Annotated in this window: 19 protein-coding genes and 2 pseudogenes; 19 read left to right on the top strand and 2 right to left on the bottom strand. The window is 34.3% G+C overall.

Annotated elements, in window-relative coordinates; genetic code table 11:
* The first annotated feature begins 10 nt into the window (after window positions 1–10).
* The 14 genes and pseudogenes from BU038_RS02260 to sucB all read left to right on the top strand — a co-directional run bounded on the left by BU038_RS02260 (window position 11) and on the right by sucB (window position 13,184).
* The gene (locus BU038_RS02260; protein ID WP_107604621.1) at window positions 11–847 is read left to right on the top strand and encodes a DegV family protein; all 837 of its coding nucleotides are present in this window, start codon (window positions 11–13) and stop codon (window positions 845–847) included.
* Window positions 848–963: 116 nt separating this feature from the next.
* Window positions 964–1,491, top strand: coding sequence for a peptide-methionine (S)-S-oxide reductase MsrA (gene msrA / locus BU038_RS02255; RefSeq protein WP_107604620.1), 528 nt, complete (start codon window positions 964–966; stop codon window positions 1,489–1,491).
* A complete protein-coding gene (gene msrB / locus BU038_RS02250; RefSeq protein WP_107604619.1) occupies window positions 1,484–1,918 on the top strand; it encodes a peptide-methionine (R)-S-oxide reductase MsrB in 435 nt (144 codons plus the stop codon). The genes msrA and msrB overlap by 8 nt, the downstream gene beginning before the upstream one ends.
* 1 nt (window position 1,919) lies before the next feature.
* Entirely contained in the window at window positions 1,920–2,420 is a 501-nt protein-coding gene (locus BU038_RS02245; protein WP_107604618.1) for a PTS sugar transporter subunit IIA, read from the top strand.
* The gene (locus BU038_RS02240) at window positions 2,420–2,641 is read left to right on the top strand and encodes a YozE family protein (protein WP_107604617.1); all 222 of its coding nucleotides are present in this window, start codon (window positions 2,420–2,422) and stop codon (window positions 2,639–2,641) included. Before BU038_RS02245 ends, BU038_RS02240 begins: the two co-directional genes overlap by 1 nt.
* A gap of 135 nt (window positions 2,642–2,776) precedes the next feature.
* A complete protein-coding gene (locus BU038_RS02235) occupies window positions 2,777–4,267 on the top strand; it encodes a S41 family peptidase (protein WP_428843586.1) in 1,491 nt (496 codons plus the stop codon).
* Window positions 4,268–4,281: 14 nt separating this feature from the next.
* The gene (locus BU038_RS02230) at window positions 4,282–4,788 is read left to right on the top strand and encodes a GNAT family N-acetyltransferase (protein ID WP_107604615.1); all 507 of its coding nucleotides are present in this window, start codon (window positions 4,282–4,284) and stop codon (window positions 4,786–4,788) included.
* A gap of 17 nt (window positions 4,789–4,805) precedes the next feature.
* Entirely contained in the window at window positions 4,806–5,894 is a 1,089-nt protein-coding gene (locus BU038_RS02225) for an undecaprenyldiphospho-muramoylpentapeptide beta-N-acetylglucosaminyltransferase (RefSeq protein WP_107604614.1), read from the top strand.
* Window position 5,895: 1 nt separating this feature from the next.
* The gene (locus BU038_RS02220; RefSeq protein ID WP_107604613.1) at window positions 5,896–6,519 is read left to right on the top strand and encodes a phosphatase PAP2 family protein; all 624 of its coding nucleotides are present in this window, start codon (window positions 5,896–5,898) and stop codon (window positions 6,517–6,519) included.
* 158 nt (window positions 6,520–6,677) lie between these two features.
* Window positions 6,678–6,807: pseudogene (locus BU038_RS12620) on the top strand (hypothetical protein); the annotation flags it as partial.
* Window positions 6,808–6,903: 96 nt separating this feature from the next.
* Entirely contained in the window at window positions 6,904–7,566 is a 663-nt protein-coding gene (locus tag BU038_RS02215) for a response regulator transcription factor (protein ID WP_107604612.1), read from the top strand.
* Window positions 7,563–8,927 (top strand): HAMP domain-containing histidine kinase, encoded by a 1,365-nt coding sequence (locus tag BU038_RS02210; protein ID WP_107604611.1) that lies wholly within the window; start codon window positions 7,563–7,565, stop codon window positions 8,925–8,927. The genes BU038_RS02215 and BU038_RS02210 overlap by 4 nt, the downstream gene beginning before the upstream one ends.
* Window positions 8,928–9,110: 183 nt before the next feature.
* Window positions 9,111–11,906, top strand: a complete 2,796-nt coding sequence (locus tag BU038_RS02205) for a 2-oxoglutarate dehydrogenase E1 component (RefSeq protein WP_107604610.1) — start codon at window positions 9,111–9,113, stop codon at window positions 11,904–11,906.
* Between the two features lie 12 nt (window positions 11,907–11,918).
* Window positions 11,919–13,184: a dihydrolipoyllysine-residue succinyltransferase gene (gene sucB / locus BU038_RS02200; protein ID WP_107604609.1), complete on the top strand. Its 1,266-nt coding sequence runs from the start codon at window positions 11,919–11,921 to the stop codon at window positions 13,182–13,184.
* Between the two features lie 146 nt (window positions 13,185–13,330).
* Here sucB and BU038_RS02195 read toward each other — a convergent pair whose 3' ends face one another.
* Window positions 13,331–13,510 (bottom strand): Mid2-like cell wall stress sensor domain protein, encoded by a 180-nt coding sequence (locus tag BU038_RS02195; protein WP_107604608.1) that lies wholly within the window; start codon window positions 13,508–13,510, stop codon window positions 13,331–13,333.
* A gap of 173 nt (window positions 13,511–13,683) precedes the next feature.
* On the opposite strand from BU038_RS02195, the gene BU038_RS02190 reads away from it, so the two are divergent.
* The 5 genes from BU038_RS02190 to brnQ3 all read left to right on the top strand — a co-directional run bounded on the left by BU038_RS02190 (window position 13,684) and on the right by brnQ3 (window position 19,084).
* The gene (locus tag BU038_RS02190) at window positions 13,684–14,499 is read left to right on the top strand and encodes a VOC family protein (RefSeq protein ID WP_107604607.1); all 816 of its coding nucleotides are present in this window, start codon (window positions 13,684–13,686) and stop codon (window positions 14,497–14,499) included.
* A 25-nt stretch (window positions 14,500–14,524) separates the two neighbouring features.
* Window positions 14,525–14,728, top strand: coding sequence for a DUF6501 family protein (locus BU038_RS02185; protein ID WP_107604606.1), 204 nt, complete (start codon window positions 14,525–14,527; stop codon window positions 14,726–14,728).
* Between the two features lie 90 nt (window positions 14,729–14,818).
* A complete protein-coding gene (locus BU038_RS02180) occupies window positions 14,819–15,610 on the top strand; it encodes an ATP-binding protein (RefSeq protein ID WP_107604605.1) in 792 nt (263 codons plus the stop codon).
* 12 nt (window positions 15,611–15,622) lie between these two features.
* Complete coding sequence (locus BU038_RS02175) at window positions 15,623–17,515, top strand: vWA domain-containing protein (RefSeq protein WP_107604604.1); 1,893 nt, start codon at window positions 15,623–15,625, stop codon at window positions 17,513–17,515.
* 225 nt (window positions 17,516–17,740) lie between these two features.
* A complete protein-coding gene (gene brnQ3, locus BU038_RS02170) occupies window positions 17,741–19,084 on the top strand; it encodes a branched-chain amino acid-like transporter carrier protein BrnQ3 (protein WP_107604603.1) in 1,344 nt (447 codons plus the stop codon).
* Window positions 19,085–19,141: 57 nt separating this feature from the next.
* Here brnQ3 and BU038_RS02165 read toward each other — a convergent pair.
* A pseudogene (locus BU038_RS02165) lies at window positions 19,142–19,473 on the bottom strand (diacylglycerol/lipid kinase family protein); the annotation flags it as partial.

Here is a 19,473-nt window from a genome sequence, read left to right as displayed (position 1 = left end):
AGGTATGGAAATGCGTAAAAAAATAGTGACAGACTCAACAACAGATTTACCTCAATCGTATTTAAAAGAGCATGACATTCATGTGATTCCTCTTAATTTAACTATTGAAGGCAAATCTTATATCGATCAGCAGGATATCTCTTCGGAACGTGTCATTGAATTAATCGAAGAAGATGTAGATATCAAAACGAGCCAACCTCCTATTGGCAAATTCATTGAAATGTACGATGAGTTAGGAAAAGACGGTTCTGAAATCATTAGTATCCATATGACATCTGGATTAAGCGGTACGTATCAAACTGCGTATCAAGCAAGTCAAATGACAGATTCGAAAGTGACGGTCATTGATTCAAAATCCATTTCATTTGGTCTTGGATTCCAGCTTGAACATATCGTTGAATGGAATAACGAAGGTTTATCAACTGAAGAAATTCTTGAAAAATTGCGTCATCTGCAAAGTAATATCAAACTCTTTGTAGTTATTGGACAATTAAACCAATTGATTAAAGGCGGACGTATTGGTAAAGCTAAAGGTATGATTGGTAATATGATGCGATTAAAACCAGTTGGTATCCTTGATGATGGACATATTAAAATCCTTCATAACGCACGTACGCAAAAGTCTAGTATTCAAATTATCAAAAAAGAGCTCGCACAATTTATTGAAAATCACTCGATTAAAAAAATTGGTTTAGCTCATGCGAATGCGATGGATTTCGTAGATAAGTTCAAACAACAATTTGCGATTGAAGAAAATAACACTGAAGTTGAAATCAACACAACAACACCTGTTATTTCGACACACACAGGTCAAGGTGCGGTAGGCTTTGTAGTCTTACGTCAATAATTGACTAATTGTACTTAATTCTCATAAAAATCATCGGATTTAAAGCAATTTAATAGAAAATATAATGCAATCATGATAAGTTTAGAAATGACTAAACGCCGAATGGAGGTAATATTTTGGCATATGCAACATTAGCTGGCGGCTGTTTCTGGTGTATGGTAAAGCCATTCACATCATATCCTGGAATTAAAAATATCGTATCAGGATACAGTGGCGGTCATGTAGAAAATCCAACTTATGAAGAAGTATGTACGAACACAACAGGACATGTTGAAGCAGTACAAATTGAATATGATCCTGAAATCACTTCATTTGAAAATATATTAGATGTTTATTTCAAAACGTTCGATCCAACAGATAATGGCGGACAGTTCTTCGATCGAGGTGAGAGTTACCAACCGGTCATTTTCTATCATGATGAAGAACAAGAAAAAGCTGCTCTTTCAAAAATTCAACAACTAAATGAACAAATGATTTTTAATAAACCTGTCATCACGCCGGTAAAACCATATAAAAACTTTTATCCGGCAGAATCATATCATCAAGATTATTATAAAAAGAATCCAATGCATTATGAACAGTACCAAAAAGGTTCAGGAAGAAAAGATTTTATAGAAAGACATTGGGGGGAGCAAAATGCTTAAAAAAAGTAAAAACGAATTAACAGATATGGAATATCTCGTTACTCAAGAAAATGGTACAGAACCTCCTTTCCAAAATGAATACTGGAATCATTTCGAAAAGGGTATCTATATCGATAAACTTTCAGGTAAACCACTTTTCACTTCAGAAGAAAAATTCCATTCTGATTGTGGTTGGCCAAGCTTCTCTAAAGCTTTAAGCGATGATGATATCATTGAACTTGTAGACAAATCATTTGGTATGGTAAGAACTGAAGTACGTTCTGAAGACAGTCATTTAGGACATGTCTTCAATGATGGACCGAAAGAAACAGGTGGATTAAGATACTGTATTAATTCAGCTGCTGTACAATTTATTCCTTATGATAAATTAGAAGAACTTGGATATGGTGATTTGATTCCACATTTCAAGAACCAAGGAGAGAAATAATATGTTTAAAAAACTATTTGGTAAAGAGGATAAAGTAGATAAGTCAATTGAAGTTTATGCGCCGATTTCTGGTGAATACGTTAAAATTGAAGATATTCCAGACCCAGTATTTGCGCAAAAAATGATGGGAGATGGCTTCGGTATTAACCCAAGCGAAGGTGTTGTCGTATCTCCAATTGAAGGTAAAGTCGACAATATTTTCCCAACTAAACACGCATTAGGCTTAAAAGCAGATAATGGTTTAGAATTGTTAATTCACATCGGTTTAGATACTGTTCAATTAGATGGTGAAGGCTTCAACGTATTAGTAGAAAGCGGCGACACAGTTAAAGTGGGAGATCCACTTGTGGAATTTGATTTAGACTATATTGGAAACAATGCTAAATCAGTCATTTCACCAATTATTATTACTAATACAGATCAAGCAGATAAAATCGAAATCCATCCGCAAGATCAATTAGTGAAAAGTGAAACAAAAGTAATTGATGTGACAATGGCTTAATGAAAGATTATTCATTTTATCAATTTGCGCTTACTGTGCGAGGCAGACCTGATGAAAAAGGTCAATTAGCAGAACAGATTTTTGATGATTTAGCTTTTCCCAAGCAAGAGTCAGATTTTAATACGTTGTCAGATTATATAGAAACTGAAGCTTCTATCAGTTCACCAATGTATGTATTTGATGACTTATTTGATGAATATCAGGAATGGTTAAAATTTTAAATTTTTGACGTAGGGTTGGTGTGAGGCACCAGCCCTTTTTATTTTTCATATAACCATTTATAAGTTGATGAACACGCTATATTTGGTAAAATGAATTATCCATTCAAAGCATAAAACATTTTTAAACACCAATGTATAACAAGAAAGGGGCATATCCGAGTGACACAACAAAACGATGAAAATCATCAACTTTCAGATGAAAAAAACTCAAAAAAAGCACCTAAGTTCTTCAAAATTAAAAAATGGAAATTTATCACATTCAGTATCATAGTATTATTGTTAACAATTGTACTCACAGCATTTGCGACAATTGCGATTGCACATAAATTCTCTGGTTTAGATGACTCACAAAGAAAATCATTTAGTAAGGTTGAAAGTACATATCAGACATTAGCCAATGACTATTATAAAAAACAAGATTCTGAAAAATTATCTGAAGCAGCCATCAATGGTATGGTCAAATCATTAAAAGATCCATATTCACAATATATGACGAAAGATGAAACAAAATCATTTAATGAAGATGTTTCTGGTGATTTTGTCGGTATTGGTGCTGAAATGCAACAACGTAACAAAGAAATCAGTGTAACAAGCCCTATGAAAGGTTCTCCTGCAGAAAAAGCAGGTGTACAACCAAAGGATGTTTTAACTAAAGTAGATGGCAAATCCATTAAAGGCAAGTCACTCACTGAAGTAGTTAAAATGGTACGTGGCAAGGAAGGTACTGAAGTTACCTTAACAGTTAAACGTGGTAACCAAGAACAAAATATTAAAATCAAAAGAGAGAAAATCCACGTAAAAAGTGTTGAATATAAAAAAGAAGGCGACGTTGGCGTCTTTACTATTAACAAATTCCAAGAAGATACCGCTGCAGAATTAAAGACTAATATTATGAAAGCACATAAACAAGGTGTACGAAAAATTATATTAGATTTACGTAATAATCCTGGTGGATTATTAAATGAAGCTGTGAAGATGTCTAATATATTTATTGATAAAAATAAACCGGTTGTGAAGCTACAAAAAGGGAAAGAAATAGAATCAGTCAATACGCCAACTGATCCATTAAAAGAAGCAAAAGATATGGATGTGGCTATTTTGGTCAATGAAGGTTCAGCAAGTGCTTCTGAAGTCTTTACAGGTGCAATGAAAGACTATAATAAAGCGAAAGTTTATGGTGAAAAGACATTTGGTAAAGGCATTGTACAAACTACGCAAGAATACTCAGATGGTTCATTGCTGAAATATACTGAAATGAAATGGTTAACACCGCATGGCACTTATATTCATGGTAAAGGCATTAAACCAGATGTCGAAATTGCGTCACCTAAGTATCAATCATTATCAATGATTCCAGATGACAAGTCATTTAAAGAAGGCGATCATGATAAAAATGTCAAATCAATTAAAATTGGTTTAAAAGCACTTGATTATCAAGTTGGACAAGAAAACAATGACTATGATGCAAAACTTAAATCTGCAGTTGAAGCGTTCCAAAAAGATAATCAATTACCAGTAACAGGTATTTTTGATAAAGAAACTAATCACAAATTCGCAGAAAAATTAGTAGATAAAGCGAATAAAGATGACGAAATGTTAGATACTTTACTCAAAAAATTAAAATAAAAGGGGCACAATTTATGATAAGAATTGCAACACAAGAAGATTTAAATGCAGTAGCAGCATTAACAGAAGAGGCAAAGCAAATAATGGCAGAAGATAATAATCCACAATGGGATGAAGCTTATCCCTTGTTAGAACATTTTGAGGAAGATATCACAAATAAATCCTTATTTGTATTAGAAGAAGAGAATACAATTTATGGTTATATTGTTATCGACCAAAATCAATCAAAATGGTATGATGAACTAGAATGGCCGATAGATAGAACCAATGCTTATGTTATTCATAGACTTGCAGGTTCTGCTAATTATAAAGGCGCAGCAACAGCATTGTTTAACTTTGCTGTTGAACGCGCGTTAGATCACGGTGTTGATGTATTACTTACTGATACGTATGCTGCGAATCAACGCGCGCAAAACTTATTTGAAAAATTTGGTTTTCATAAAGCAGGCGAAGCCAATTTAAATTATCCTCCTTACGATAAGGAAGAATCATTCTATGCCTATTATAGAATTTTAAAATAAGAATAGAGGTATTTATCATGACGAAAATTGCATTTACTGGCGGAGGAACAGTCGGACATGTTTCAGTCAATTTAAGTTTGATTCCAATTGCGAATGAAAGAGGTTACCAAACTTTTTATGTAGGTTCTAAAAATGGAATTGAAAAAGATATGATTTCATCACAATTACCAAATACACCGTACTTCCCAATTTCTAGTGGGAAATTACGTAGATATTTATCGTTTGAAAACATTAAAGATGTATTTAAAGTACTCAAAGGAATTTTAGATGCTCGCAAAGTCTTAAAGAAACAACAACCAGATTTACTATTTTCTAAAGGTGGATTCGTATCTGTGCCTGTAGTCATAGCGGCACGTTCATTAAATATCCCTGTGATTATTCACGAATCAGATATTACACCAGGTCTTGCGAATAAAATTTCTCTGAAATTCGCAAATAAAATCTATACAACATTTGAAGACACATTAAAATATCTGCCAAAAGCAAAAGCAGATTTTGTCGGTGCCACTGTTAGAGATGATTTAAAACAGGGTAACAAAGAAAAAGGTTATCAACTGACAGGATTTAACGATAAGAAAAAAGTTTTATTAGTTATGGGCGGCAGCTTAGGAAGTAAAACAATCAATGATTTAATTCGACGTAATCTTGATGAATTATTAAAAGAATATCAAATCATTCATCTTACAGGTAAAGGATTACTTGATACATCTATTCAAAAAGACGGTTATCGTCAGTTTGAATTTGTGACAAGTGAATTAACAGATTTACTTGCGATTACAGATATGGTAGTCAGCCGAGCTGGTGCCAATGCAATCTATGAATTCTTAACATTAAATATTCCTATGTTACTAATACCATTAGGGTTAGATCAATCACGTGGAGATCAAATTGATAACGCGAAATATTTCCAATCTAAAGGTTACGCTCAAACATTACCAGAAGATGAAGCTTCTCAGGAAAAATTCATGGATGCTTTAAAAGAGATTGAAAATAATCGTTCAACAATCGAACAACAAATGTCGAATTATCACCAGCTATTTACTAAAGAAGATTTACTAGACAAGATTCTTAAAGATACAAACCAAAAGGAAACGAGGGAAAGCTGAGTTGAGTCGAGCTAAAAGAATTTCACTGATTCTAGTATTTACATTGATATTCAGCGCGATTGCTGTGTTTCATCAAAATAGAATCGGTAATTGGATAGATACAGAAGTCTATGATTTTATTTATGCCTCACACAGCATCATTACAACAAGTATATTTATGGGCGCAACTTGGATAGGCGAGGTATGGTCAATGATCTGTCTTTCACTTTGTGTCGTCGCATTTTTATTAATGCGTAAAATGCAAATAGAAGCTTTATTCTTTGCGATTGTGATGGCAGTTTCAAGTATTTCAAATCCAATTATGAAAAATACAATTGATAGAGAACGTCCTACTAAATTAAGACTTGTAGAAATTGGCGGCTATAGTTTTCCAAGTGGACATGCACAAGGTTCTACATCATTCTTCGGTAGCTTGATTGCTATTTCAAGCCATTACTTACATGGGACACCACGTATTATGATGACATCTTTCTGCATCTTTATGATTGCGATGATTTGTATGTCTCGCATTTATTTAGGTGTGCATTATCCAACAGATGTCATTGCAGGTGTACTTGCAGGTACTGTATGTATTTTATCTGTATCATTATTGTTCAAAGATAAATTTAAAGTTTTTGCTAAATGAGAATTAAAGTGAGATTGAGTGCTGCTCAATCTCACTTTTTTAGTTTCAATATAGAAAAAAACCGATTCTCAACTAAGCAGAATCGGTTAAGTATGTCACGTTACTATATAGTGTAACGTCAGTATTTACGGGCATATATAAAAGGGGATAAATCGAAAATGACCAATCCAATTAAGAACGAAATGTGGGGGGGATGTCTCATTTGTGATTGATAATCATTTTCAATTACTATTATACATTAGTGAGAATGATTGTCAATTAGAAATCAAAAATAATTTCACTTTTTTCTTCATCTCCATATTTTTGTCACAATTATTAGTTTGATTACTTTCATTCGTTCTTAAACGATACGATTATGATAAAATCATGGTTGAGGTGCTTTCAATGACAAAAATATTAATTGTAGAAGATGAGCAAAACTTAGCTCGATTCATTGAATTAGAATTAGTACATGAGAATTACGAAGTCGATATTGAAAATGATGGTGCAGAAGGTTTAGAAACCGCATTAAAAAAAGAATATGATTTGTATTTACTCGATTTGATGCTGCCACATATGGATGGTTTAGAAATATGTAAAAGAATCCGCGAAGTCAAATCCACTCCAATTATTATCATCACTGCAAAAGGTGATACATATGATAAAGTAGCAGGATTAGATTATGGTGCAGATGATTATATCGTAAAGCCATTCGATATTGAAGAATTATTGGCACGTATTCGTGCTACTTTAAGACGCCAACCTGCTAAAGACATCATTGATATCAAAGGGATTCAAATCAATAAAGAAGCTTTTCGTGTTACGATTGAGGGTCAAGAAGTTGAATTAACTAAAACAGAATACGACTTGCTGCAATTACTCTCTGAAAATTTAAATCATGTCATGCAACGTGAACAAATATTAAATCATGTGTGGGGCTATGACAGCGAAGTCGAAACCAATGTTGTAGATGTTTATATTCGATATCTCAGAAATAAGTTAAAACCATTCGGTAAAGAAAAGGTAATCGAAACAGTACGTGGTGTCGGTTATGTGATTCGAAAATGAAGCAACGAAAATTAAAAACTCAATGGATGTTGATTACAACTAGTATTACGTTTTTAATTGTTTTTATTTTCAGTTTGGTTATCATCTACTTTTTGAGTATTACATTAAGAGATAGTGAAATTAACGATGCAGAAAAAAGCGCAGATAACATTTCTACTTTGCTTGCGACTAAGACATTAGTAGATATTAAGCCACTAGATTTAAATGCATCACTGGGCAATTTCCAAAAAGTGATTCTATTTGATAACGATAAACAGAAAATCACTGAAACATCTACTATGAGTGATTTTATTACGAGCACAAAAGGGATTGAACCTTCTCAATATCACAGTGTTTATGTAAAACGTATAAAAGACGCAAACTTCTTAATCGTTTCTCATCCAGTAGAAACTGAAAAATTTCATGGGTATTCTGTGATTATCCATTCTCTCGCAAGTTACGATAGCGTCATGCATTCTTTAATTATCTTATCCGTATTATTTGGTATTATCGCGATTATTATTACTGCTACTATCAGTTATATCTTTTCTGCACAAATCGCAAAACCAATCACTATTATGGCTAACAAAATGCGTAAAATCCGCAGAGATGGATTCCAAGAAAAATTAGAGTTGCCGACCGAATATGATGAAACAACTGATTTAATAGATACTTTCAATGATATGATGATACAAATTGAAGAATTATTTGATCAACAACGTCAATTTGTTGAAGATGCTTCACACGAACTTAGAACACCCCTTCAAATTATTCAAGGTCATTTAAATCTTATTCAACGGTGGGGTAAAAAAGACCCGGCAATTTTAGAAGAGTCGTTAGATATAACAATTGAAGAAATGAATCGCATTACCAAGTTAGTAGAAGAATTATTATTACTAACGAAAGAATCGACATATAAAGATGCATTAGATGTAGAATCTGTTGATGTTAATGACGAGATACAATCAAGACTGAAATCGTTGAAACAATTACATCCAGACTATAGCTTTACATTTACACCATCAGTAAAACCCATATTTTTAAATATAAACCGTTATCAACTTGAACAAGTACTGCTTATCTTTTTGGATAATGCGATAAAATATGATACAAGAAAGAAAAGAATAGAAATTTGTACTGCGCTTAAAAACAGACAAGCAACTATTGAGATTACTGATCATGGTTCAGGGATTCCTAAGAAAGATTTAGATTTTATCTTCGATCGTTTTTATCGTGTAGATAAATCACGATCAAGACAACGTGGCGGCAACGGTTTAGGATTATCAATCGCCCAAAATATAGTGAATTTACATGGTGGAACAATTCAAGTTGAAAGTGAAGTTGATATGTATACAACATTCAAAATCACATTCAACGTATAATTACATTTTAATGATAATTGGACTATTATTGTACAATATTATATTTAAGGTTATATATGTGTATAAAGAGCCGTCATATCGGCTCTTTTTCATGCCATCAAATCGTCATTCTCCCTTTAATTTGTGAACATTTAATGATATTATTTATTTGTAAGCGTTTCAATATATTGTGGAGGGAGTAATATGACGAAATATACACAGGTTAGTGAAGCACCTGTAAATTTCGGAGCTAACTTAGGGGTAATTATTGATTTATACGATCAATATCTACAAGATCCAACTTCTGTCTCTGAAGATTTACAAATTTTATTTAGTACAATTAACAATGACAACAGAGAGGTGGCTGCAGCACCTTCATCAAGTTCTGATGATATGACAATTAAACAAGTTATGCGTTTAATCGATAACATCAGACAATATGGGCATCTGCAAGCAGATATTTATCCAGTCAATCGACCAGAACGTAAAAATGTTCCTAGATTGACACTTGAAGATTTCAATTTAACAAAAGAAGACTTAGAACAAATTTCTTCCGGCATTGTGTCAGATCATTTTTCTGATATTTATGACAATGCCTACGAAGCAATCCAACGCATGGAGAAGCGTTATAAAGGGCCGATTGCTTTCGAATACACACACATTAACAACAATAAAGAGCGCGCTTGGCTCAAGCGACGTATTGAAACGCCATATAAAGCAAATTTAAATAAAAGTCAAAAGTTAGAATTATTCAAAACATTAGCACATGTTGAAGGTTTCGAGAAATATCTTCATAAAAACTTTGTAGGGGCAAAGCGATTCTCTATTGAAGGTGTAGATACCCTTGTGCCAATGCTGCAACAAATCTTAAGTCGTGCGGCTAAAGAAGAAATTCAAAATATTCAAATAGGTATGGCACACCGTGGACGCCTAAACGTTTTAACGCATGTGTTAGAAAAGCCTTATGAAATGATGATTTCTGAATTCATGCATACTGATCCAATGAAGTTCTTACCACAAGACGGCAGTCTAGAATTAACATCTGGTTCAGCATGGACAAGTGACGTTAAATATCACTTAGGCGGTACGAAAACAACTAACACTTATGGTATAGAGCAACGCATCTCATTAGCTAACAACCCAAGTCACTTAGAAATCGTTTCACCAGTTGTATTAGGTAAAACACGTTCTGTACAAGATGACCGTCATCAAGGCGGCAAAGTACAAACAGATTTCAGCAAATCTATGCCAGTATTAATCCATGGTGATGCTGCTTATCCAGGTCAAGGTATCAACTTTGAAACAATGAACTTAGGCAACTTAGAGGGGTATTCAACAGGCGGTTCATTGCACCTTATTACAAACAACCGAATCGGTTTCACTACAGAGCCGCAAGATGGTCGTTCAACAACATATTCTACAGACGTCGCAAAAGGTTATGATGTACCGATTATGCATGTCAATGCAGATAATGTTGAAGCAACAATTGAAGCCATTGATATCGCAATGGACTTCAGAAAAGAATTCAATAAAGATGTGGTTATCGATTTAGTTGGTTACCGTCGTTATGGTCATAATGAAATGGATGAACCATCAATTACGAATCCAATTCCTTACCATGCGATTCGTAAGCATCCAACAGTAGATCATATTTATGGTGATCAACTTGTTGAAGAAGGCATTATCTCTGATGATGAAAAAAATGAAATCTTAGATGACGTGCAAAAAGAACTACGTGCAGCTCATGACAAAATCGACAATAATGACAAGACAACAACGCAAGATATGTCTAAACCAGACAATGTCGACTTGCCACTTCAACCTGATGATCGTCAATTTGATTTCGAAGAATTGAAATCAATCAATGATGCATTATTAACATATCCAACAGGTTTTGAAGTCTTGAAAAAGTTAAACAAAGTTTTAGAAAAACGTAGAGAACCATTTGAAAAAGAAGATGGTTTAGTAGATTGGGCACAAGCCGAACAACTTGCATTTGCGACAATCATGCAAGATGGCACACCAATTCGTTTAACTGGTCAAGACAGTGAACGTGGTACTTTCAGCCACAGACATGCGGTATTGCATAACCCTGATACTGGTGAAGAATATGTGCCTTTACAACATGTTCCAAATCAACGTGCATCTTTCGATGTTCATAACTCACCGCTATCTGAAGCAGCTGTTGTAGGCTTCGAATACGGTTACAATGTTGAAAACAAGGGTACTATGAATATCTGGGAAGCTCAATATGGCGACTTTGCGAATATGGCTCAAATGATGTTCGATAACTTCTTATTCAGCAGTTATGCGAAGTGGGGCGAACGTTCTGGTCTAACATTGTTCTTACCACATTCATACGAAGGACAAGGTCCAGAACACTCATCAGCAAGATTAGAGCGTTTCTTACAACTTTCAGCTGAGAATAACGCGACTGTTGTAAATCTATCTAGCTCAAGTAACTATTTCCACTTATTACGTGCACAAGCTGCAAGCTTGGATACTGATGCGATGCGTCCATTAGTTGTAATGTCACCGAAAAGTTTATTAAGAAATAAAACTGTAGCTGATACTATTGATAAATTTACACAAGGTCATTTCGAACCAATCTTGCCAGAAGAACATGAAGCAAGCAAAGTTAAAAAAGTAATTTTAGCTTCAGGTAAAATGTTTATTGATTTGAAAGAACGTCTGCAAAAAGAACCGGATGAATCGATTTTATTGATTGCGGTAGAACGCTTATATCCATTCCCAGCTGACGAAATCAAAGCAATTATTGATCAATTACCAAACCTTGAAACAATTGCATGGGTTCAAGAAGAACCGCAAAACCAAGGTGCTTGGTTGTTCGTTTATCCTTACTTAAGTGATATCGCTAGCGATCAATACGAATTACAATATAGCGGTCGTATTAAACGTTCTGCGCCAGCTGAAGGTGACGGAGAAAATCATAAACTCGTTCAAAAATCTATTATCGAAGAGAGTCTTAACAAAAATTAGGGGGAAATTAGTATGTCTGAGATCGTAGTTCCAGAGTTAGCAGAATCTATTACAGAAGGTACAATAGCTGAATGGTTGAAGAATCCAGGTGATTCAGTAGACAAAGGTGAAGCTGTTGTCGAATTAGAAACAGATAAAGTCAATGTTGAAGTTGTATCTGAAGAAGCAGGTGTTTTACAAGAACACTTAGCTGAACCTGGTGATACTGTTGAAGTAGGACAAGCAATCGCAACTGTAGAGGAAGGCAGCGGCAGTTCATCATCTTCAGCTTCATCTGATGACAAAAAAGAAGAAACACCAAAATCTGAAGAAAAATCAGAAGAGAAATCTGAACCAGCAGAAGCTGATAAATCTTCAGAAAAAGAAAGTGCTTCAAATGACCAACGTGTCAATGCAACACCATCTGCACGTAAATATGCACGTGAAAAAGGTATCGATTTAGCAGAAGTAGCTTCTAAAGGTAACGATGTTGTACGTAAAGATGACATTGATCGTCAACAACAAGGTAACCAAAAACAAGCGGAACCAGCTAAATCAGAAGCACCAGCAAAACCACAAAGCAGTACACCAAACAAACCAGTCATTCGTGAAAAAATGTCTCGTCGTAAACAAACAGCAGCTAAAAAATTATTAGAAGTATCTAATAATACAGCGATGCTGACTACATTCAACGAAGTAGACATGACGAATGTAATGAACTTACGTAAACGTAAAAAAGAACAATTTATCAAAGATCATGATGGCACAAAATTAGGCTTCATGTCATTCTTCACAAAAGCAGCCGTTGCAGCATTGAAAAAATATCCTGCAGTGAACGCTGAAATTGATGGTCAAGACATGATTACTAAACAATTCTATGATATCGGTATTGCGGTATCTACAGATAACGGTTTAATCGTGCCATTCGTACGTGACTGTGATAAGAAAAACTTTGCGGAAATCGAAAGTTCAATCGCAGACTTAGCTGTTAAAGCACGTGACAATAAATTATCACTTGGCGACTTAATGAACGGATCATTTACTATCACAAACGGCGGTATCTTCGGTTCTATGATGTCTACACCAATCATCAACGGAAGCCAAGCAGCTATCTTAGGTATGCACTCAATCATTACACGTCCAATCGCAATTGATAAAGACACTATTGAGAACCGTCCTATGATGTACCTTGCTTTAAGCTACGACCACAGAATTATCGATGGTAAAGAGGCAGTAGGATTCTTGAAAACAATCAAAGAGCTTATCGAAAGCCCTGAAGACCTACTTTTAGAATCTTAATCTATAGAGTAAATCATATTACAAACCTTAATGCGACGGCAGTTTTGCCGTCGCATTTTTAATTACAACAATCCTATTAAAATAACAAAAAATAGCAGCGAGATTGGTTTAAGTCATTAAGAAACCAATCATCGCTGCTTATATCTTTACAACACATTGAAAACAACAAGTTCTATAATCGCAAGAATAACAAATACGATACATAACACTCCGAAATGTTGTTTTTTAAACTTCGCGTTTTCTTTAATTTTACCCGTGAAGTAGTTAATACCAGAGTATGCTGCTACTAGTATTGTTAAAGCGAATAATATCCAGAAAGTAAGCATAATCTATCATCTCCTTTGATCCAATTTTACAGATCAAACATGCTATTTCTGATCCTATATATTATTACTATACCTTATTTTGATTGAATTCATTCATTGAACACTTCATCATACAAAAACCACTCTATTTAAGTTATAATGAATGAGAAATCACAAAAGAAGGTGTGGGTAAAATGACAGGTTTACGAAGTGTCACAATAGGTACTCGAAATCTAGAACAATCAATTTATTTATTTCATGATATTTTAGGATTGAATTATGAAAGACAAGGTTCAAAAAATGCAGTACGATTTGGCGATGCATTTTTAAGTCCAGGTACAAGAATACATTTTATTGAAGTACCAAACTATTCAACAGAAAACAATCATGTCTTAAGTGTCGGTTTAAGAACACCATCAGATTTAGGTTTAGATGAGTATCAAACCATTTTAGACCAAAATGAAATCAAATATGGTGATGTTACTGAAATGAACAACAATAAACATTTCGAGTTCAAAGACGGTAATGGACAATTCTTTGATATCTATTCTAATGAGAATAATAGTGGTGTACCATTAGGTATGCCGACAGACGATGGAACAGTGAATCCGCTTCACCAAATCCAAGGTCTCGGTCCAGTGATTGTTCAAGTCAACGAAATGTTGTTGACTTCATCGATTTTATCTAAAGTATTCGGCCTAGATCATTTTGCTGAATACACACCGACTACAGATGATGACTTTAAAGTACAAGTATTTCGAATTGGAGAAGGCGGCTTAGGCGGAGAATTGCATATCTTCCAAGCTACAGAACCGATTAATTTACCAGAATACGGTTCGGTCGAACAAATCGAATTCAGTACGCAATCTAAACAAGAATACCGTAATGCGGTTCAACAACTAGAAACAATCGGCATCCCTTATCAAACACTCGAACAACAAGATTCTGAATCAGTTCGTATTACAGAAAATAGCGGATTGTCATTCATCTTAACTTTAGAAAAAGCATAAGCTGCAAAGAAAGGAATGTGAACATATGTTACACGAAGAATGGAAAGACAAACAACCAATTAAAAAAGTAGAAGTACTTCATACAGACGCTAAAAAATTTACAGTATCTGATATGTTAACTGTTGGAAAACAATATGATGTCGTTAACGAAACTGAAGAATATTATCAAATCATTGATAACTCAGGTAAAGTTGGCGGTTACTATAAAGAGTATTTTAAAGAGGTTTAATGAGCATTTTGATCTAAACATTCGATTAAGGACTTGGGCACATTTTGTGCCTCGGTCTATTTTTTGATGTATGAAAAGGAGAAATTTTAAATGGCACAACATCAGTATATTAATGCCGATAAAACAGTATTTGGTGACGCATATGCAATGATGCGCTTAAATAAGAATATTTTATTAAAAGGACCGACGGGTTCAGGTAAAACGAAACTTGCAGAGTCATTAAGTGAAGATATCAATATTCCAATGCATCAAGTCAATTGTTCTGTAGACTTAGATGCTGAAAGTTTACTTGGTTTTAAAACGATCCAAACAAGTCCAGACGGCAATCAAGAAATTGTCTTTATTGATGGACCTGTTATCCAAGCAATGAAGGAAGGACATATTCTTTACATTGATGAAATCAACATGGCAAAACCTGAAACACTTCCTATCTTAAACGGTGTGCTAGACTATCGTCGTAGTCTGACAAACCCATTCACTGGTGAGATTATCAAAGCAAAACCTGGCTTCAATGTGATTGCGGCAATTAATGAAGGTTATGTGGGTACATTACCGATGAATGAGGCTTTAAAAAACCGTTTCGTTGTCATTCATGTCGATTACATTGATGGCGAAACATTAAAAACAGTCATCAAAGAACAAAGCCGCTTAGAAGATGATGCACTCATTTCAAAAATAGTCGCATTTAATGAAGATTTACGTACCATGACAAAACAAGGACAAATTTCTGAAGAAGCAGCAAGTATTCGTGCCTTGATTGACATGAGTGATTTAGCAACAGTCATGCCTATTGAACGTGCAATTCAACGTGCAATTATAGACAAATTAGAAGATGAACGTGAACAGCAAGCTATTATTAATGCAATAGAATTGAACTTTTAGTGAGGGATTTTTATGACCAATCGATTTATCAAATTTAATGATGAAATCTTAGATGCTAAAAAAGTCATGATGCTGCAAGACCTTGCACGTTTACTTTTAGAAAATAATCAAACGCATGTCAAAATTCAAAAGTTCCCTTATTACGATCCGATTGAAAATGAATTAATCGCCAGTGTCTTCTGGACACACCGTCCCAGTCATATTGAAATTACTGGGTTGAAAACAGATGTTTTACTTGCAACATATGGCTATCGTTTAATGGATGAATTTATAGTAAATGAAGTGTTAGATAATCAAGAATTCAAACACCCAAGTTTCTTCAAACAAGTCTTTAAATTATTAGAAGATATGCGTGTTTTGAATGCGATTGTGAAAATTCGTCCCAGCATGAAAGATGCAATTGCTTTGCGTAAACAAATTCGTCTTAATTATACAGAATCACAAATCAGTGTCTACCGTACAAAAACCACTTATACAGATTTAATCTTCTTATATTTAGAGAAATCACTGTTGACTGAAGATTTCTATGAGGTTCCTAGTATTAGACCTGATTTAGATCCAATATTACAGAGTATGTATATGTATCTGCCTAATTTCTTTATGAATTACACATCTGAAGATAATAAATTCCTAGCTGAACGTATTATGTATCAGCTCGATGAGTTATTAGATGAAGACATGTTAAATGAGTACTATTATATCCCACGTAAAGTGTATAAAGAACTTCAAGCTCAAACATTCGAAGATTTAAAACGTGTCGATGCAGCCAATGTTGATGGCAAAGATGACACAGAAGAAGAGGATGACATCGAAACAGCTGAAGCTGATACCAAAGCACAAGATTCTAAATCTCAAGGTGGTTCTTATTTAGAAATGGAATTGCATGAAGGTGAAAATAGTGAAGCTGTCAGTGATAATGACAATGCACGTGAGGGCGATGCTTCTGATGATATGACGGATATGATGACTAAAAAAGGTAAAGGTTCAAACGATACGATAGATAATGAATCAGGCGGTCAAACAGGCGCTTCAGCACAGCCTTTTGCATTAAAAGGCATCAATGAAAATGTTGAAATTAAGTGGAATGTGCCAGAAATTACAACTGAGGACCGTGCAGCATATCATGAAGTAGAACGAGAAGTGCAGTACGAAATTAAAGACTTAACACAAATCATTGAAAAAACAATAGAACGTGAACAAGTAGATGAACGTCATAATTTGACAAAAGGGCGTCTACAAAGAGATTTAATCAATTGGTTTATAGATGACCAATACAAAATGTTTTATAAAAAACAAGATTTAAGCCGTTCTTTCGATGCGACCTTCACTTTATTAGTTGATGCTTCAGCAAGTATGATTGATAAAATGGATGAGACAATTAAAGGTGTTGTATTATTCCATGAAACCTTGAAAAAACTGAATGTAAAACATGAAGTATTAGCATTTAATGAAGATGCATTTGATGCTGATGATAAATCTCAACCTAACATTATTGATGAAATCATCAACTATAATTATTCAATCGGCTCAAAAGACAGTGCGAGAATAATGGAATTAACACCTCAAGATGATAATAGAGATGGGGTTGCAATCAGAATAACAAGCGAACGCTTATTAAGCAGACCGCATCATCAACAATTTTTAATTATCTTTTCTGATGGTGAGCCTTCAGCATATAATTATAATCAAGATGGAATTATTGATACGTATGAAGCAGTTGAAGAAGCCAGAAAATATGGTGTTGAAGTATTCAACGTATTCTTAAGCCAAGAAGAAATCACTGAAGATATTGAACGTACAATTCATAATATCTATGGTCAATACGCTTTATTTGTAGAAGGTGTAGAGAACTTGCCGAGTCAACTTTCACCTTTATTGAAAAAACTATTATTGAAGTCTGTCTAAAGACCATATACAATACGCATACAAAACACAATAAGACGTTATCTTGTTGATTGTATGCGTATTATTTTGTTTTAAAATTAGTAAAATGACATATTTCACTGATTATGTAACAAATTTTGCGTGATACTTTTTAAATTTTCTGAAAGTTTATATGGCATTTCCTAGTGCGTTATGCTAAAATAAAGCAATATTTAAGATTTATAGTAACAGAAGGAGCACATCAAAATGAATAAAAACACATGGATTATCGGGTTTACCTTATTTGCCATCTTCTTTGGCGCCGGAAACCTTATCTTCCCACCAAACTTAGGACTAGATAGCGGTCACTATTTCTGGCCGGCTATTCTCGCATTTGTATTAACGGGAATCGGGCTTCCGTTATTAGGTGTGGTAGTAGGTGCTTTAGATAAACAAGGTTATATCGGATCGTTCAATAAAATATCACCTATCTTTTCAGTAGTATTCCTAGTGGCTATTTATTTAACAATCGGACCGTTGTTCGCGATTCCACGTACAGCATCGACTTCGTTTGAAATGACAGTCACACCGATTATTAATACAAGCAGTCCAATTGCGTTATTTATCTTCTCAGTTATTTATTTCGCAGTGGTATTATACCTTTGCTTGAGTCCTGGTAAAATGGTAGACCGTATCGGTTCATTATTAACACCAGCATTGTTGATTACAATTATTGCTATGATTATTAAAGGATTTATGGACTTTGGTGGTAATCCATCAAGCCATGGTACAGAAGCATATACATCAACATTAACTGGTTTCTCTCAAGGCTTTACACAAGGTTATCTTACAATGGATGCAATTGCGGCAATTGCTTTCTCTATGATTGTGGTGAATGCAGTTAAAGCAACAGGGGTGACACACGCAGATACAATCTTTAGACAAACAGCAATGGCAGGTGTGATTGCAGCTGCTGGTTTGATGTTTATCTATATTTCTCTAGGCTATATCGGTAACCATATGGTTGTCTCACCAGAGAAATTAAAAGATTTAGCAGCCCATGACCAAAACGTCGGTACATACTTACTGACTACAATTGCAGGAACTGGTTATGGTGAATTCGGTAAATACTTATTAGGTATCATTGTTGCACTTGCTTGTTTAACAACAGCTTGTGGACTTGTAGTATCAGTAAGTCAGTACTTCAATAGTATTTTCCCTAAAATCTCTTACAAAGCTTATGTATTAGGTTTCACTGGTATCAGTTTAGTACTTGCTAACTTAGGTTTAAACCAAGTGATTCAACTTTCAATTCCAGTATTGATGATTTTATATCCAATCGGAATTACAACAGTATTACTAATTTTAATGGCACGATTTGTTCCAATGAAACCAATCGTCCAACAATTTACAATTATTGTTATTACAATTACATCATTAATTAGCGTTGCGGTTGCTAAAGAATGGATTCATTTCGGAGCTTGGAGCAAATTACCACTTGCAAGCAATAGCTTAGAATGGTTCCCAATTGCGATTGTAGCTGTGATTATCGGGTATTTAATCAGCTTAGGCGCAAAAAATCAAAAACCAATCGTTTACGAAAAAGAATAATTCTATAAATCTAGAACGGGAGTGTACAATTCATACGTACACTCCCGTTTTCTATTCTTATTCATTTTCTATATCTACATACAGTAATTCTACTTTATCTTTTAATAATTTAATTTCAGCAGGGGTATCAAATAAAATTTCACCATCAATATCCATTTTAGTGTTCGGAGTCGTTTCTAAAGTAGCTTCATCTGTGGACACTAATGTCATGTTTTCAGTGATATCATTCCAGTTCATACTGTCTTTCACATGGAAGAAATCTTTAATTAAACTCATGTTATGATTTTTGAATAAAAAGATATTCATTTTACCATCGCAAGGTGACAAGTCTTCTAAAGGAATTCTACTACCTCCAACAAAATTACCATTTGCGATAAGAATCATTGATG

The organism is Staphylococcus simulans, from assembly GCF_003043455.1.
Lineage (GTDB): Bacteria > Bacillota > Bacilli > Staphylococcales > Staphylococcaceae > Staphylococcus > Staphylococcus simulans_A.
Note: the sequence above shows the minus strand (reverse complement) of the source record. Positions and strands in the feature narration are given on the sequence as shown.